This window comes from Niastella caeni (genome assembly GCF_004834005.1).
GTDB lineage: Bacteria > Bacteroidota > Bacteroidia > Chitinophagales > Chitinophagaceae > Niastella > Niastella caeni.
Map to the genome: position 1 here is coordinate 69,721 of NZ_STFF01000003.1, position 18,003 is coordinate 87,723.

The following is an 18,003-nucleotide window of genomic DNA, read 5'->3' on the forward strand; positions in this document are numbered from 1 at the left end:
GGACTGTTTTCGCCGGAATTTATTAAGAAAGATGTGACTTGCAATTATACTAATCAGAACCTATCCGGGTAACCTATCCGGAATATGTTATTATTTCTCTGCACCCAATTGAACACGGGGAACTGTATTTAAATGGGATTGCACAGGGAAGGAAGTGAATTAGGCGATATTTCATTGTAGAGCTATTGACTTACTATCCTCCTCTCCCCCATCTGCAGGCTAATAATTTATTCCTACGCGCCTAAATGTCGATCATTAACCTTTACCATTAACCTTAAGTTTCACGACGGCAAATGTATGTAACTGGCTGCCGTTGCGTTTCCTGCCATTGTGCAGGCCAAGCATAGCTCCATTGCGCGTGCAATACAAACCATGCTATGCAAACGCAGCAATAGCAGCAACATTTTTTATCCACTTACCAGGAGGGAGTGGAATAGTTTAACATGTATTTGACCGTTCGAAGAGGGTTAACCCACCTTTGACACCTGCCTATATTGATCGCCTCCGGTATGCCTACCGGCTAACTAACCTTATACTAAAACAGTATCCTGATTTTCTAAAAAGTCAATTAAACGATTATGAAAGCAATTTTAATCTGTTTAACATTAAGTGCATGGTATTCGGTATGTTATTCGCAAACGGACAAAACTGTAACGTTTGATGAAAAGAATGTCACAATTAAAAAGATAATTACAATTATCTGGCAACAAACCGAGATCCCGGTATTTTACAGTGATGCGGACATTGAAAATGCCAGTCCAATTACCATGAAGGTAACAAAGATGCCAATAAAACAATTGATGGATTCAATCTGCCGCAATCAGCCTTTCAAATATGATATCTCCGACAATCTCATTACTCTTTATAAAGCAGAGCGCATTACTAATAAAGATAGTAGTAAAAAGGCACCGGAAAAAATCCCCATTAGCGGAAAGATAACTGATCAGAATGGGATGGCGCTCGCAGGCGCAAGTATTATGATCAAGGGCACTACTCAGGGAACAACAGCAGATGATTACGGATATTTTACTATTAAGGTTGTTGACGAGAATGCAGAATTAGAAATCAGTTTTGTAGGTTATGAAAAGCAAACGATAAAAATTAAAGAGCATGGCTATTATATAGAATGTCAATTGTATGGAACTCCGGCAGGTTTTGCCGACCTAACAGTAATTGCCAATAGCGGTTACCAAAAAATACCTAAAGAAAGAGCTACAGGATCGTTTAGCATTATCAGTAACGAGTCACAAAATAAAAGTGTGAATGGCGATATCAATGACTTATTGCGTAATAAAGCAAGCGGACTCGACTTTCAACCCAATGCAACAAATCAGTCGAAAAAAGTATCGTTCAATATCAGGGGGCAAAGCACGATCCTTTCCTCCCGATCGCCCGAGTTGGCTAAAGATGGCTTCCCATATGATGGCGATATTAGAAATATTAATCCAGACGACATTGATTACGTTACTGTAATGAAGGATGCCGCAGCTTCATCTATTTGGGGTGCTATTTCTGCAAACGGAGTTATCAACCTCAGTACGAAAAGATCAAAGAGAAATGACCCCCTGCGTACAGAGCTTAACATAAATACCACAATTGGAGAAAAGTATAATGCATTTAATGACCCAAACTATATGGGGGCCAGCGATTATTTGAACGTAGAACAGTTTTTATTCAGGAACAAGCATTATGATGCCACGTTAACAAATACAACCACCAGGCCGGCCACTACACCAGGCGTAGACATATTTGCCAAACGGCGGGCTGGTATTATTGATGCCGCAGATTCTGCCCGGCAAATAGATGCGTTATCAGCCAATGATATTCGCAGGGATCTAAATAAATATTATTTCCAGCAAAGTGTGAATCAGCAATATTCATTAACGGTAAGCCGCGGTGGTCCCAAAGGCGCTATCAGTTTTTTGGCTGGTTGGAAAAAAAGCAACAGTCCACTCACCCGTAACAGCTACGAACGATTTAATATCGGCTTCAATAATGTATTTTATCCAATCGAAAAGCTGGAGATGCAAACCAGCTTCTTCCTTACCGATAGCAAATCATCCAACCACAATGGCGGTATCAGCTCAGTTACTATGCATAACCGCAAAATATATCCGTATGCACGGCTGGCAGACGATGACGGAAACCCGGCCGTGGTAGCGCGTGAAATTTCGCAAAGATATAAAGACACTACAAAGGCTGCCCTGGATTGGAATTATCGTCCTTTACAGGACCTGCGTTCAGCCAATAATATCACCCGCCTGAACGATATCCTGTTCAATTTTGGCGCCCAATATTATTTGTACAAAGGACTGCGTATTGAAGGAAAACTGCAGGTAGAAAAGCAGCTGACCAACACCAGGAACCTGCAATCGGAAGACCTTTACTTTACCCGGGATCTGATCAATAAGTATTTCAACCCATTGGCAACCGGTGATAAAAAGTATGGCATTCCCCGCGGTTCAATTTTCGATGAAATCAATGCGAACCTGTTAAGTATCCGTTCAAGATTCCAGATCAATATTGACACCAGTTTTGGCAAACATACTATAGCGGCTATAATCGGTAGCGAAACCGGTAGTGTTACCAATACAGAGGTCATTAAACGATTTTATGGATACAGTACCAATAAAAATACGAATAGCGGCAACCTCGATTATAAGACCCCGCTTCCCATTTTCCAGAATTTGCGGCCCAAAAGCACTATACCTAATATTGACGATTCGAAAACAACCAGAGATGAAACGATCTCTTATTTCATGAACGCCTCCTATTCCTATGCCGGCAGGTATATAATTTCTGCAAGCAGCCGGATCGATCAGGCTAATTTTTTCGGCAGTGCATTCAATAATAAAAATGTTTTGCTGGGCTCAGTAGGTATGGCCTGGAAGATCAGTGAAGAAGATTTTTACAGTATATACTGGCTGCGCGACCTTAAGTTGCGCGCAACTTATGGCTCCGGCGGAAATGCAAACCGGAATGTTCCGGCCATTTTAAGTGTTGACCTGTTACCGGTTAATGCGCTTGGCCTGGGATCGGCCGCTATCAACAACCCTAACAACCCTTACCTGGGCTGGGAAAGATCGAACACCCTGAATGTGGCCATTGACTTTGCTTCCCTTAATCACCGGGTAACAGGCGCCATTGAGTATTACGCAAAAAAAGCAGACAACCTGATGGAAATGCGCCAGGTAGCTCCCAGTGCCGGTTTGGCCGGACAAGGCATGCGTGGATTTCTGGCCAATGGCGCAGGAATGATTAACCGGGGGGCAGAAGTAGAGATCAATGCCAAGATCCTGAATGGCAATTTCAAATGGACCACCAGGCTGATCTATAATTACAATACCAACAAAATAACGCATTACAGCGATACATTCCCCGGCGCTACCATTGCAAAATCGGGCGGCGGATCAAGTGGTAACATAACGCCGGTAGTTGGTAAACCGTTGCATTATATCTATAGTTATCCCTGGGCCGGGCTCGATCCGAATGATGGCGATCCCCGCGGCATAGCCGATAATAAGATCAGTAAAGATTATACATTGTTAAACAACCTGCCTATTGACAAATTAGTAGCGCATGGCCCTGCCCTGCCAACATCGACCGGTGTTATTGCCAATACGTTTACTTATAAAAAAAGAGTAACGTTGTTATTCAACATCGCCTACCGCCTGGGTTATTATTTCAGAGCACCCTCTCTTTCTTATTACGCTTTATTCAATACAGGCCACATGCATAAGGATTATGCAAAAAGATGGAAAGAAAGCGGCGATGAATTAACTACCCAGGTGCCCTCAATGAAATATGTTACCAATACAGCGCGGGATGCTTTTTATACCAACGCCGCCATTAATGTTCATAAAGCGGATAATATTCGATTACAGGATATCAAGATCACGTATGAGTTCAATAAAACGGAATGGCGCCATATACCCGCAACCACTATCCGGCTGTACTTCTATGTAAACAACGTTGCATTACTATGGAAAGCAAATAAACTGGGGCTCGATCCGGATTTTATTTCCGGCTATGCAACCCCTCGAAGCTATACCATTGGAATTAAGGCTGATTTTAAATAATAAAACACGCATCTATATGAAGAAAATTGTTTTGCTCATTTATTCTGCGTTAGGGTTACTGGCTTGTAAAAAAGATAAACTCAATACCAAACCCGATTCAACACAGATCATCCCGGAAACGATTGCCTATTACCAGATGTTGCTCGACAATCAGAATTACTTTAATTACACTACTTTTCTGGCAGAGACAGGATCTGACAACTATTATGCAACCGAAAATGCATGGACAAACTTTAACGCCGTTTGCAAATATTCTTATATATGGGCCCAGGACCCTTTTGAAGGCGGCACTGTTAACGACTGGAATTTGAGCTATACCACCATTTACTATGCCAACACAGTGCTGGAAGGAATTAACCGCCTTGGAGCTGAAAAGGGTTCACCGGCAGGTTTACGGGCAACAGGCGAAGCCTATTTTCATCGGGCGCATGCTTTCTTTCAATTAGCGCAATTATTCTGTAAAGTGTATGATCCTGCTACAGCAAAAACCGACCTGGGCATTCCATTACGAAAAAGATCAGATGTTACGCTGGGTATAGCCCGTTCAACGGTTCAGGAAACTTACGACCAGATCATTGCCGATCTGTTGGAGGCCGAAAAATTATTACCTCCTTTGCCGGATTATAAAACCCGGCCGGGTAAACTGGCCGTCGCAGCCCTGTTATCAAGAGTGTATTTGAGCATGTCTGATTACGACAGATCATTTCAATATGCCGACAAGGCTTTGTCGCAATACAATGTGCTGATGAATTACCATACTATTAAAAACACAGGCGTACCTTTTAAACAGTTCAATGATGAAGTTATCTGGCACACTGTAATGGGAGGCTCAATGATTTTCAATGCAGACAATAATTGTTCAGTGGATACTGCGTTATACGAAAGTTTTGACAGCAATGACATGAGAAAACAATTGTTTTTTGGCATTGGTAACCGCCCTTATTTCAAGGGCACTTATGCGGGTTTAACAACATCTTTCAAATTTTGCGGACTGGCAGTGGATGAATTGTATTTAACCCGGGCAGAATGTTATGCACATAAAGATATGCTGAGGGAAGCCATGAACGATTTGAATACATTAATGACAAAGAGATGGAATAACAACAACAGTTTTAAACCTTTTCAGGCAACTACTAAAAAGGATGCCCTGCAGCAAATATTAAGGGAGAGAAGAAAAGAACTACTATTCCGGGGTTTGCGTTGGATGGACCTGCGGCGACTAAACCTGGCCGGCGCCGACATTAATCTGAAAAGGATCATTGGGAATGACACGTTCCATCTTTCTGCCAATAGTTTACGATATATATACCCCATTCCCGACCAGGAATTAACATTTAATGAAATGCCGCAGAATGAACGATAAGGGGGATTTCTGCTTTGATGTGAGCCTCTATGGCCACTACAGCAAGGCCTGTGCCGGTTGGCGCAGGCCCTTTTATAAGAAAGCTATACTAATTACCTATGAGATCTATTTCCCGTTTATTGAAGGGGCGTATATTCACCAGGATAAAACTCGCCTTGCTGAAAATCTTCATTGCTATCATAAAGCCACGTATATGCAAGGAACTGGCAGCACACAGGTTCGCCTACTGGACACTGTAAGTTTAATTCAGCCCTTGTCCATACGTTACAGCCATCTTCTGGTCCTGCTTTGGCAAACGCGCTGGTAACGCCCACCAGCAATGCCAATGCCAGCAGATTAACTTTAAACCGTTTCATAAATAAATATTTAATGGTTAACAAAGAACGGACAGTACATATAGGGGTTGCTGCCCCGCTCTTTTGATGTAATGTGCCTACTCTGTTTGCAGGTTTTCGGCTTACCCTGTTTGTTGCAACAAATCGTTTATTGAATACGATAAACAACCACCTTATTATCATAAATGGCAAAAAGACGGTCACCCAATACTTTAAATTTTGTCATGCGTTTTCCTGGCACACCCGGTATGTACAGGCTGACGGTATAATCGGCGGTTTTAATATCGTATACATCAATCACCGCATTATTTATGAATCGGTCATGCGTTTCATTATCTGCTTTTAACCTTGAACTGATATATAACCGGCCATTACTTACACAACTGCTCCCGCTTAATAATTTTGGCGGAGAAGTAAAAGTGAAGGAAGTACCTTTTGATGAGGGTTTGGCGGTGGCTTTGGCCGTATACGTACTAAAGGTGTCGATACTGGTTCCTGTACGTAACAAATGCAAATTGGTATCGAGGTATAAAATTTTATTCGAATAAAAATGGTTGTACACAACCGTATGGGTATATGCATCATAATGTAACATCCCATCTGTTACAAAACCACCGCCTTCGGTTTTGTCAGTGATGCCCTTCTCTTCCACACTCGTACCTGTAAGCAGGTTAATGGTTCGCAAGTGCTCATCTTTAAATTGAGCATCGAACCCACGCACCACTACGGTAAAAGGCGACAAAAGCGCACTCCTGCTAAAAGCGCGGCTGATGGGATAAACCGTTTCTTTTCCGCTTGTGAAATTGTAATGGATAACACAAGGCACATTGGAACCAAAAATATACAGATCAGGATAGAGACACCGCGTTGTGAAATTCCCGGGTAGTTTTTTGTGAACAGTAACAGGCAATTCGATCAGGTTTTCTTTGCCCAGACTTCCATCTGTAATAATAATTTTATCGGGCTGTGCTGTAACAATAAATATACTATCACCGCTGATGCCCGCTATATCCCGTAATGGTTGTCGAAATTCTTTCTCCCCTTCTTTTATTATCGATAATGCTCCCGTCTTTCTTACAAAACCATTGTTACCGGAATTCATTCCCTGCACGGAGGCTTTTAAAAAAGTCATTACAAGAAATACAATGGCTATAATACCAGATAATATGTAAATATATTTCCGTTTCATAGTTGCTGATTTATTGGCGCCTGACAACCATTAACAAAACACCCGTTAACGCCAACACAGTAAAAATTACATTAAACCAGAAATGCTGTGTCCAGCTCATCAAAGCCAGGATGCCGCCGCAGGAACATGGAATGTAAAAACTAAAATTCAACATCGTATATATATATGCGGTGAACATAAGCATAAGCCCGAATGAAGCGAACAACCCGGTCAACCTCGTTTTTTTAAATAACAACAGCAGCACAATGATGCATTCTACAACGGGAACCAACCAGGCAACAATGGAAGCGTATTGTTCAAGGTAGGGCGATTTACGAAGCTGCCCAACAAAAGAGTTGTATTCTATTAATTTACTTACCGCTGCATACGAAAATAACAGCAACAGTAGAAAGCATATTAACTCCACCCCAAAACGCTTATTTATCCATTTACTTACCGGTTTTGCAGAAGCATTTTGCTTTGAGAGGTTATTGGCAATACTACATTCGTTCATACCAGGTTATATTGGTAGTTGTTTACAATAAAATACCATCTTTTAAGGTTGCTCATGCCTTGCCGGCAGCTACTAAAATGAACCCATGAATTAAAATGAAAGCCTTATTGCTTGTGAATTATCAGAAAATTACATTTTCATATAGCGGGGAAAACAGGTCAGGACCATCCTCATCACAGCCGGGAAGCCGGTGCGGAAATTCAATAACAAGGTACGGATAGAAAAATGTCAAATCGGGATAAAAAATTGACGAATCGGGATTTTCTTGCGAGTTCAGTTATTACGCAACGCCAGTATGCTGGTCCCTGGTAACAGTCAACCGCATTTGCCGGTATTTCAATGGTGAAAGGCCGGTATACTGTTTAAATCTTTTACAAAAACTACCACCATCAGGAAAGCCAACATTAATGGCTACCCGCGATACCGGGTCTTCGGTATACTCAAGGAGGTCTTTTGCCTTTTCAATGCGAATGTTAGTGAGGAATTCATACAAACTCATGTGGAAGGTTTGCTTAAATCCGTGCTTGAGTTTGTATTCATTGGTCCTTACTTTCTGTGCCAGTTGGGGACTGGTGTAATGTTGGCGGTATTCTTTTTCAATAATGGCTTTGGCCAGATGTAATTTTTCTACATCTTCTGTTCGCAGATTGAGTTTCATGGAATGGGGCTTATTGGTTACTAAATAAATGATAGCATACCTGAACGAACTACAGGCGGTTACCTGCAGCGCCAGATACATCTGGCCAAATTTATATATAATATTTATTTATTAACCAGTCGGCCTGTGTTCTTAACTTTTTTTATTACACCTAAAGAAATAAATGAATATTTATAGCTCACAACGCCATCACATTCACTCCTGTTGTTCCAAAAATTAGCGTAAGGGCTTTATCGACCGGTAAATCACCGGGCTGACCTATGGGTGATATGGGAAGACGGCTGGTTTCAATAACCGGGTAATGAGGTACCAGACCTGTGGCATAATCGCCTTTGCCAAATCCATCTGCAATCTTATACACAATAGGCATCAACACCCAGGCTACCTGCCGGGGATTTCTTTGGTCCTCGATCGGGAATGCCGCTTCATCTTTGCCTAAAGTGGTCTCCCCAATGCGAATAATATTGGAATAAGGCGCCAGGTTATGGATCAACAACTCTGCTGCGCTTGCCGTTTCGGGAGACATTAAAATAAAAAGGCGTGACAAATGGAGGTTCAACGATTGCAGCTCATTCATATTTTTACCACTGGCATTTCCGGAAAAGGAAATGGCTTGCTGGAACGATTGTTTGATCGTGCCGCCATGCCGGTTGCCCCGGTACGTTATAAATTTACTATCTGCCTTGAAAGTGTTAGCCAGCATCGCTGCTAATTTGGTCGCCGATGCCACGCTACCACCGGCATTGTATCGCAGATCGAGGATACATTCTGAAACACCTTGCTGCTGTAGTTTCTGTATGCTCTGCAACAGCACAACATCATCTTTTTCTGCACACAGATAATAGGCCAGGTAGCCGGTCTTTTTTCCATTCAACTCAAATACCCTGGTAGCATATACGCTCTTTTGTGGCACAAATGAACGTTGCACCCCTACCCTGGCTGAATCAGTCAATGCCGTTTGGTCGTTGTTAAATGTTGCCAATTGCAGAACAGCCGATTCCCCCTGCAAGGCCTGCATGGCTGTTTGCCGGCTTTGTTGCGTGATGGTTTTATCGTTCACTGCACTGAAGAGCATACCTCTCTTTAGTCCGCGATTACTGGCATAACTGCCTGGCACTACGCAGGTGATAACGCCTACCAGCTTTTGTGCATCAAAGGGATGGGTAGTCAACGTATAATGAAAACCATACAGCTCGGCCGATGTTTTGGGCGAACCGACCGTGCTTCGGTTACTGATCCAGGAAAACCGGTCTTTAGGCGACAAGAGCGACCTGAAAAATTCCTGTGTAGGCAACGTATAATCCGGACGTGCCGGCATCTCGGCACTCCAGTAATAATACAATTGCATGCTGTCGTACACCCATTTATTTAAGACGCCCAATGAATCGCCAGGTTGCCAGTTAGCTTCTTTTTTACTACAGGCCGGCCCCGGTAGCAATGCAGCTGAAAGCAATATATATACGATGATTTTACCAATAGTCATTACAATTCTTAATTCTGGGTTTTAAGTTCACATGTTGTAACCTGAATGCTGAAAGCCAAAAGCCGAAGGCAAATCAATTATTCATAACCGTTCTACAGCAGCTTTAGGCTTTAAGCCGAGGCCTTATGCTTTTTGCACCTTTATCTTAATTTTATTTTTTTGTTAAGTACTAAAAATTATTTTTGTAGTGGATTTAAACAATTACTTACAAAGGGTGTTCCGCGAGCAGGCGGAATGCCCTTTCTTATTGTTACAGGTTGCAAGTTCCAGGTTACAGGGAAAATATTGTATTAAACCTTGTAACCTGAAACCTGCCACTTGCAACTGTTATTTATTAAGATAAAGTTTCACCAAACGATCCTTTTCCTATTTTTTGATGAACGCCTTACTTTGCCGTTGTCCGTTCATGTTAAATACCACCAGGTAATTACCAGGTAACAATTTGGAAACATTCACCACAGTTTGCAAAGCGCCTTGTTGAACATTTTGTGTAAACAACTGACGACCGTCGATGCCTACCAATTGTACGGTAGTACCCGCTTCAGCAGCCGGGTGTTGCATTACTAACTGGTTTTGTGCCGGGTTGGGGTACACGTTCATTTTTATAACACCTTTTACAGCCAGTACATCACTGGTTACTTTAACGCCATCTTTACCTACCAGTGTTACACGGTAAAACGAAGTTGTTTCAGAACGTTTGTCAGTAAGCTGATATGAAGGCTTAACACCAGCGGTTTTCAGCGTGCTGACAGTAGCAAACGTTTTGCCACCATCAGTTGACTTTTCTACTACATATTCACGAGCATTGGCTTCATCAGGCGTACTCCATTCCATAGTGATCAATTTTTCGTCGGTTGCTTCGCCATTCAGGAAGAAGTTGATGATGAAAAGTCGTCTGCCGTCAATTACCAGCACATTATTTAAACCTCCTGCAGTGTTTTTAGTATCAATCGAAGACCAGTTTACAGAAGGCCATTTACCATTGAATGACAGATACAGGCGGTACAGGTTGCCGTTCAGGGAACGTTGGGCAATATGCTGAATACCGTTTGATAAGGTGTTAGGAATAATAGTACCCCAGGTTTTGTTAATGCCATTTACGCTGTCTGCATAAAAAGGCGCATAGCCATTGGCAATGCTGTTATCCGTTCCATCGCTTTCAATAAATGTTGCGGCAACGGGACGGCCTTGTGCAAGCAGGTTATCATATAATAAAATGAATTGTTTGGGGGCGCCATTACGCAAGGGCGTACAACGGATGGCTGTGCCGCGGGTGGTATCGGTAGTACCAAAGTTGAGTACGGTAACCGGATTGGGAGCTGTTAACCGGTGGGCTACGGTGATACCATTGGCCCCATTGTTCAACACCAGGCGAAAATAAATGCTGTTGCCCGGTCTGAATAAGGTGGAAGAAGCAGCTTCGTTTACAAACCAGCCGGTATAAGAACCGGTGGTATCGGTAGTGAATTCGCCATACCGGCCACTCAATGCTAAAGTAGCTGTAGTAATACGTACAAAATCGCCGCTGTCTTTTACCAGAATGTAAGCGCCTTCTCCGATGCTTGTACTGGTTGGGGCCGACACAAACCGGTTGAAGTAACGATAGGTTGCATTGGGTGTTAAACCGCTTACTGTCATCCGGCAGGCGAACGGTACTTTGCGATCATCAGCCGTGTTGAAGTTACCAACACCTTGAATATATTGGGGGAAATACACTTCTGAAATAGTCTGACCGAATGATACGGTAGCTACCAGGAGCAGGATGAGTATATTAACTCCGGTCTTCATAACTGTTAGTGTTAGGTTAAGTTAATAAAAAAACCGGGCTGCTTTTTACAAAAGCCCGGTGTATAAAAAATTACCTGTTTCATATAACATGGCAGGAAAATATTAATAATTTAATCTTGTCCAACCTGCTAACCAGTTGTTAGCAGTGGCATCGCCTGAAACAAACGCGCCGAAAGCACCACGGTAAGATTGAACTTCAAAGTCGCTGGGTAAACCAGTGTAGTTGGTGCCCAATGATAAAGCAGGTGAAGTAGCCAATGGTCTGAAATCTCCGTTGAACGGATCAGCCAGTTGAATGTTTGTATTGGCATTGCTGCTTACATATTGACCGTTGCTAACTGGTAATGTGATAGTAGCCGGGTTGATCACAGCATTGAATCCATGTACCAGGTTGTAGCTGTAGTTGGCGAAATCAGCCTGAGAACCTGCAGAAGCAAGTGCCAAACCTGTAGGGAAGCCCATGAAAATAGAGTTACGAACTTCGTAGCTGCTATGACGACGGAATTGAGCGCCGTTCAACAGGCCCAGTGAAGCAGCCTGGCTGCTGGTTTCTACACCAATAACAGTCATGTTAGAAATAATGGCTTTGGTGCGAGGCTCATCGGTAGCACCGGTTGCATTATTATCGCTTTCGATACCGTTGGGGTTAGCAGAATAATTTTCACCAGCATCCAGTACAGAAAGTGCATACTGGATATGGCCTCTGTAACCAAAATCAAAATCGAATGCATCATCATCCGGAGCCAATGCAAACAGGTAGTAGGCATTTACGGTACCACCAAAGAATTCAAATGCATCGTCATTTCCATAAGCCACTTCAATGTGGTTCAGAACAGTACCGGCGCCAACACCACCGCAGGTTAAACCGTTCAGCTCATTATCCTGAGCGATTGAAGCACCTGCATATTCAATACGCACATACTCCAGTTGACCTGCGCTGTGATCAACATCACCCAGGCCAGCGCCACCGCCGCCATAGTTAACATCAACACCAGCAGGAACGCTGGGCAGGTTGATACCTTCAACGGTAGCATCAGCTCTGTTCAAAGGCGCATTGCCTAATAACACAATACCACCCCAGTCGCCAGTGGCAGGTGAAGCCTGATGTGAAGTGAAAACAATAGGATCTTCAGGTGTACCGGCAGCAAAAAGCTGTGCACCGCGAGTTACAATCAACGCTGAAGCAGAGTCGTTGGTTGATTTTTTCACAGCTTCTACATGGGTACCTTCCTGAAGGATAAGTGTAGCGTTATTGGTAACATAACACTTTCCATCTAATACATACAAAGTATCTTTTGCCAGGAAACGATCTGCAGTGATGGTTAATGGTAATACTACAGTGTCAACATAAGGACCGGCAAAAGTACTGCGTGGGCTAAACCCTTTGTCAATACCATTTTTCTTGCAAGCAGTGGCGGCTACAGCAAGCACAGCCACGCTTAGGATAAGTCTTTTCATGATTAATTTGGTTTTTTAAACAATTACTAAAAATGGAATATATATGAAACAGGTAATCCTTTATTGCCGATTTAGCGATCTGGAGATTTAGAGAGTTTATTGTTTCGGTTACCCATGCATCACGTTGTAAAATTAACCAGCAAAACATATCATAAAACACTTCTTCATCGATTTAGCAATTAGTTATTGGTTTGTTAATATTGCGCATACTCATCTATGTAGGCGCATAACAATCCCGTTAAATGCAGCGGACGTGCCTGTACAGCAACAGTCCGCTTGCATTTTCAGGTATAACTAATGCAATAACTAAACATTCAACAAATCAAGCCGAAGAATCAATGGGCAATGGGTAAGAAGGAATACTGCTTCAAGCTACAAGCTGCAAGCAAATACAATTTTTTGCATCTTAACTTCAGCATTTTGGAAATTAACATTCATCTATTTTTCAACCTTTCTCATTTCTCTGTTCTTCATTTTTCATTTCTCTCCCACTTCAACATTCAATATTCGTCATTCATTATTCGATCCCAAAAACAATTCCCAACCGCACGGTATTTCCCAACGGATTCCTGTTCACTTTATCACCTATAGGAACGAGGTAAGAGAAGTTCACCATGGCCATATTAAACCGTACTCCGGCGCCGGCAGTTACATACTGCCAGTTACCATACGAATAGGACTTGCTGTTATACCCCAGTCGCAGGTATAACTGATCTTTAAAAATATATTCAGTTCCAAACGCCAGTTGCGTGGCGTTGTTATCAAAAGAATCGAACCAGCCGGCTACTACACTTTTATTGCGGTAAGCAGGCATATCTTCGGCCGAACCAGGTATTTTCGGCACTAATAACTTATCAGCCTGTACAGCAAATGTCATTTTATTATCGTCGTTCCAAACTTCGGTATAAGCAGCGCCGATACCCAAACCGGCGGGCAGAAAATCCTTGCTGCTCGCATCATCGGTATACCCGATCTTCGTGCCCAGGTTCGATAAAGAAATACCGGCTGTCCAGCCTTTACTGTTCTCATCTGTTCCGTTATAAAAGAACGACAGATCCGCCGCTACCGCATGACCGGCTTTGTAGTTGGCGCCATTGATGGCGCCGGTAACCAGCTTGGAAGAAATGTACCGCAAGGCAGCGCCCAAAGCGAACTTATCAGACAACTTCCGTGAATAACCAAGATCAAACGCCAACTCCCGCGGACGAACTGATTGCAGTTTATTGCCGCCATAATCAACCATGGTTACATCTCCGGCATTAAAGTAGCGCAGTGATGCCGACACCGCCTGCAGTTCATCCAGTTGATGATACCCGGCCAGCGTTGCCAGGTACATATTATCGGCCACTTCTTTTAACCAGGGCGTATAGGTTGCCCCTACCGCAGCTCTCTTTTTGGCAAACGGTATTTTGGCCTGGTTATAAAAAACACTATTGGCATCTGGACTGATAGCAATTCCTGCATCACCCATCCCGCCGCTGCGCGCATCGGGTGAGATCCGTAAAAAGGGAACTGCAGTAGTAGTTATATTGATAGAACTGTTTTCCTGGGCCTGAACAGAAACTCCGGTGATCGTAGAAAAAAGAACAGCGACACCGGTTGTTAAAAGCTTTCTCATCACAAAAAAGTTTTGGATAGAATGATGTATGATTATTGAATAATGATTTTTCCTTTCAGTAAAACATCCGCAATGGCGACCCGTACATGGTATAGCCCCTTCAACACATTGCCTGTTGGAATATGGAATGTATTATGGCCTTTCACAAGGGTCACATTCACCTGCACCAACCGGGTGCCATTTTGATCGAAGAGCTGAACAACTCCTTTGCCACCTGTTACGGCATATACATTTACCTGCATTTGACCGGGACTGCTGATGTAGGCGAACATATTATCCTGAGCAGCACCCTGCGCCGGTAAGATATTTAATGTGCCGTTCAATTGCGCTATGGTGTAATTGGGTGAAGCAGCGCCGCTTATGGTGATCGGATAGGTACCAGCTATAGAAGTGGCGGTTGCACTGGTAGTTACAACCGGCAATGACGTTAATTCAGACGAGTCTTCATTTTTAACAAATCCACTGTAGGTAATAGTCAATGGTGGATTAACTTCCCCTTCATTCTTTGTTACATCATTGGCCTGAATATACAACCGCACTTTTTGCACTGTAAGTGTTTGCATAGCACTGGCAGATTCATACGTTGCATCGCCTGCCTGTGATGCTGTGATAACAGTAGTGCCTGCTGAATGAATATATACTGTATCGTTCTGTATGGTTGCTACGGCTGCATTGCTGCTGCTATAAGTTACCGGTAACCTGCTGCTGGCCGTGGCCGATAATTTAAATTCTGTATCGCCGTATTTTTTTGCTGGCAATGTGGCAAACGTAATGGTTTGCACTGCCAGCGGATCAATTTTCAAAACACCTTTTACATAACTGATGTCGTAATTGTCGGCGGTTGCGCCACTCACCGTAATATCATATGTTCCGGCCTGTGAGGTATTGCCAGCGGTAGTGGCAGCTACCGGTTGCGTGGTCAACACCGTATTGGTTTCTCCATTTACAAAGCCGGTGTAGGTGACCGTAAATGTTGGGTTGGGTTGACCAACCAGTCTTGTTTTATTATCGGCCGTGATAGTTAAAGCTGCTTTATTAACCGTGAATGATTGACTTACATCGGCGGCCGGATGCCAGGCGCTGGTGCCGCCCTGCGAAGCCGTAATGGTAGTAGTGCCTGCCCCGGTTATATGTATTTTCCCATTTATAATAGTGGCCACGCCGGTATTGCTGCTGGCATAAGCTACCTGCAAACCCGAGCTGGCTTGTGCTCCGGGATCAAAATCAACATCGCCATACGTTTTTGTCGCCAGGGCGCCAAACGTAATGGACTGCGGTTGCTGCGACGCGGTAATGGTTAATGTACCCTTTACATATGTAAAAGTATAATTGGGCGAAGCAGCACCACCCGGTACGATATCATACATACCATCAGGTGATGCGGATGTTGCCGTTGTAGTAGCAGTTGGCAAGGTGGCAAGACTGGTTTCTGTTTCACCATTCACAAAACCGGAATAGCTTACCGTGAAAGTTGGTATTGCTGTGCCTTGCAAAATGCGGTCATCATTGGCTGTAATGGTAAGCGACGCCTTATTTACTGTTAAGGGTTGCGCAACTGCTGTAGCCGCGTTATAAAAATCATCTCCTGCCTGTGCCGCGGTAATATTCGCACTGCCTGCGCCTGCCACATGTACCTGGTTGCTTATGATGGAAGCAACTGTTGTATTATCACTTGTATAAGAAGCAGGCAAGCCCGATGATATAGTTGCAGCCGGATCAAAATCAGCATCGCCATACGTTTTCGCTGTGAGTGTATTGAACGTGATCGTTTGATCTGATCTTACATTTGCACCATCTAACCGGGCCACAGCACCATCCAACACGATCACATTGGTTAGTCCGCCAGTAGTGTTGACCGTACTTGCCCGGCCGCCTCCTGAAACAGGCCAGTTACCATCGGAAGATAACTTATAACCAACTTCATTACCCGTAGCCAGGCTGTACTGCGAGATCCTGCGAATACCGGCTGTTACATTATTTGGAATAACCGTTCCCCATGCTTTATCAATTCCATTTACATCGTTCACATAAAAAGAAGCGAAACTGTTGGAGGCATCTACCCCATCGCTTTCAATAACACTGCCAGATATAGGTTGGTCGGCACCCGTTATATTATCCTTATCCCATAACAACACAAAATTTTTGCCAATGCCACCGGTTACCGGTGTACTGCGAATGGCCGTACCTTCTGTGCTGCCGGTTCCAAAGTTCACAACGGTAATTTCCTGGGTTGTAGTAGGTCGGGGGGCAACAACGGTTTGTCCGCCGGCGCCGTTATTTAAAAATATTCTGAACTTCAGTTTGTTGCCTGCATTAAAAGTAGCAGTAGCAGCCACTTCCGCCATAAACCAACCGGTATAAGTACCCAAACCATCTGTCGTAAGTTCACCATACAACGGGTTAGCTGTGGTTGCCAGGTTAGGGTTGGGTATGCGAACAAATTCGCCGGATTGCTTTACATAGATAAAGGCCCCTTCGCCTGCAGTAGCCGAACCGCCAGATGGCGCAAACCGGCAATAATACCGGTAAGTAGCATTGGCGGTTAACCCGGTCAGCTTTAACCGGCATACATAAGGTGTTCTGTTGGCAGTGGCAGTGCCTGCTGCATGTACATACTGTGGTAAATAGATCACGGAAACGGCAGGTTGGCTAAATGCCAGTTGTGCGAGCAATATGGAAAAAAGAAAAGTAAAACCGAATTTCATTGTATGAACAATTATAGAATTTAGTAAAATTTAGTTAGGGCTGCGCTGGTGGTAGAATTGATGTTAATGTAGAAAATGGAAAAGTCGGAATTGGCCTCAGAGAATGAAGCAGGATTAAGGGTGGCTAAAGCCGCGCGACTGGCATCAGTAGTATATAATCTTAAGCGTGGTTTTCTATCGAGACCCCCTGTGAAAAACCGGGAGAACTCGCCGCGCTTTAACAAAAAGCTGTCTTTTGCAACATAGTCAGTTCCCGAATTACCACTTTGGCTATTTTCCACCACTACTTTTATTTCGTCGTATTTGGCGGTAGTAAATGGCGAGGCATATACAACGGATAATTTTATTTTTCCTGCCTCGGGCGCCGGCTCATTCGCTGGCGGACCTACCCATACCAACTTACTCCCAGCCGTTGGCTGAAAGAAGGTAATGGCATTCAATGAACCTGGTTTATAGTTAATAAGCGTATCGAGCAACAGCGAATTGCTGTACAGATCAGTAACCCGGTAGCGCCGAACAGTTTCCTTGTATTTAACTACCATACTTCTATTGCCTACCGGTGTAATTAACGAATCTGTCAAAAGCGTGCCATTATCTGTAACTGCAAACCGAAATGAATCAACGGTAACGGCATTTAACCCTACCGTGGTAAAGCGCAATGGCTCAATAGCCTCTTCTCCTTTTGAACAACCGATACAATAAACGAACAGTAAACCAACGCTACATTTATTGATAATTGATAGCATATTTATCTTTCTTATTATGTTGTGTATTTCCTTTTTCATTTCTCATTCTTCATTTTAATCCTTCATTTCTTTGTTTTCCTTCAACATG

General features: G+C 43.4%; 12 protein-coding genes. 2 read left to right on the forward strand and 10 right to left on the reverse strand.

What is annotated here, in order from left to right:
- Window positions 1-578: 578 nt before the first annotated feature.
- Window positions 579-4,079 (forward strand): SusC/RagA family TonB-linked outer membrane protein, encoded by a 3,501-nt coding sequence (locus tag FAM09_RS11865; protein WP_136577335.1) that lies wholly within the window; start codon window positions 579-581, stop codon window positions 4,077-4,079.
- A gap of 16 nt (window positions 4,080-4,095) precedes the next feature.
- Window positions 4,096-5,442 carry a RagB/SusD family nutrient uptake outer membrane protein gene (locus FAM09_RS11870; protein WP_166437111.1) on the forward strand — a complete coding sequence of 449 codons (1,347 nt, stop codon included), beginning with the start codon at window positions 4,096-4,098 and terminating at the stop codon, window positions 5,440-5,442.
- 116 nt (window positions 5,443-5,558) lie between these two features.
- Here FAM09_RS11870 and FAM09_RS11875 read toward each other — a convergent pair whose 3' ends face one another.
- From FAM09_RS11875 to FAM09_RS11920, 10 genes are all read right to left on the reverse strand, one after another.
- Window positions 5,559-5,798 (reverse strand): hypothetical protein, encoded by a 240-nt coding sequence (locus FAM09_RS11875; RefSeq protein WP_136577337.1) that lies wholly within the window; start codon window positions 5,796-5,798, stop codon window positions 5,559-5,561.
- Between the two features lie 127 nt (window positions 5,799-5,925).
- On the reverse strand, window positions 5,926-6,966 hold the full coding sequence (locus tag FAM09_RS11880; protein ID WP_136577338.1) for a hypothetical protein: 1,041 nt from the start codon (window positions 6,964-6,966) through the stop codon (window positions 5,926-5,928).
- Window positions 6,967-6,976: 10 nt separating this feature from the next.
- Window positions 6,977-7,459: a MauE/DoxX family redox-associated membrane protein gene (locus FAM09_RS11885; RefSeq protein ID WP_136577339.1), complete on the reverse strand. Its 483-nt coding sequence runs from the start codon at window positions 7,457-7,459 to the stop codon at window positions 6,977-6,979.
- 280 nt (window positions 7,460-7,739) lie between these two features.
- The gene (locus FAM09_RS11890) at window positions 7,740-8,198 is read right to left on the reverse strand and encodes a helix-turn-helix transcriptional regulator (RefSeq protein ID WP_136577340.1); all 459 of its coding nucleotides are present in this window, start codon (window positions 8,196-8,198) and stop codon (window positions 7,740-7,742) included.
- 97 nt (window positions 8,199-8,295) lie between these two features.
- Entirely contained in the window at window positions 8,296-9,600 is a 1,305-nt protein-coding gene (locus tag FAM09_RS11895) for a S41 family peptidase (RefSeq protein WP_136577341.1), read from the reverse strand.
- A 366-nt stretch (window positions 9,601-9,966) separates the two neighbouring features.
- The gene (locus tag FAM09_RS11900; RefSeq protein ID WP_136577342.1) at window positions 9,967-11,388 is read right to left on the reverse strand and encodes a T9SS type A sorting domain-containing protein; all 1,422 of its coding nucleotides are present in this window, start codon (window positions 11,386-11,388) and stop codon (window positions 9,967-9,969) included.
- Between the two features lie 102 nt (window positions 11,389-11,490).
- On the reverse strand, window positions 11,491-12,846 hold the full coding sequence (locus FAM09_RS11905) for a hypothetical protein (RefSeq protein WP_136577343.1): 1,356 nt from the start codon (window positions 12,844-12,846) through the stop codon (window positions 11,491-11,493).
- Window positions 12,847-13,363: 517 nt separating this feature from the next.
- Complete coding sequence (porV, locus tag FAM09_RS11910; protein WP_136577344.1) at window positions 13,364-14,464, reverse strand: type IX secretion system outer membrane channel protein PorV; 1,101 nt, start codon at window positions 14,462-14,464, stop codon at window positions 13,364-13,366.
- Window positions 14,465-14,496: 32 nt separating this feature from the next.
- The gene (locus tag FAM09_RS11915; protein ID WP_136577345.1) at window positions 14,497-17,169 is read right to left on the reverse strand and encodes an MBG domain-containing protein; all 2,673 of its coding nucleotides are present in this window, start codon (window positions 17,167-17,169) and stop codon (window positions 14,497-14,499) included.
- Window positions 17,170-17,189: 20 nt separating this feature from the next.
- A complete protein-coding gene (locus FAM09_RS11920; RefSeq protein WP_136577346.1) occupies window positions 17,190-17,954 on the reverse strand; it encodes a hypothetical protein in 765 nt (254 codons plus the stop codon).
- Window positions 17,955-18,003: the final 49 nt, after the last annotated feature.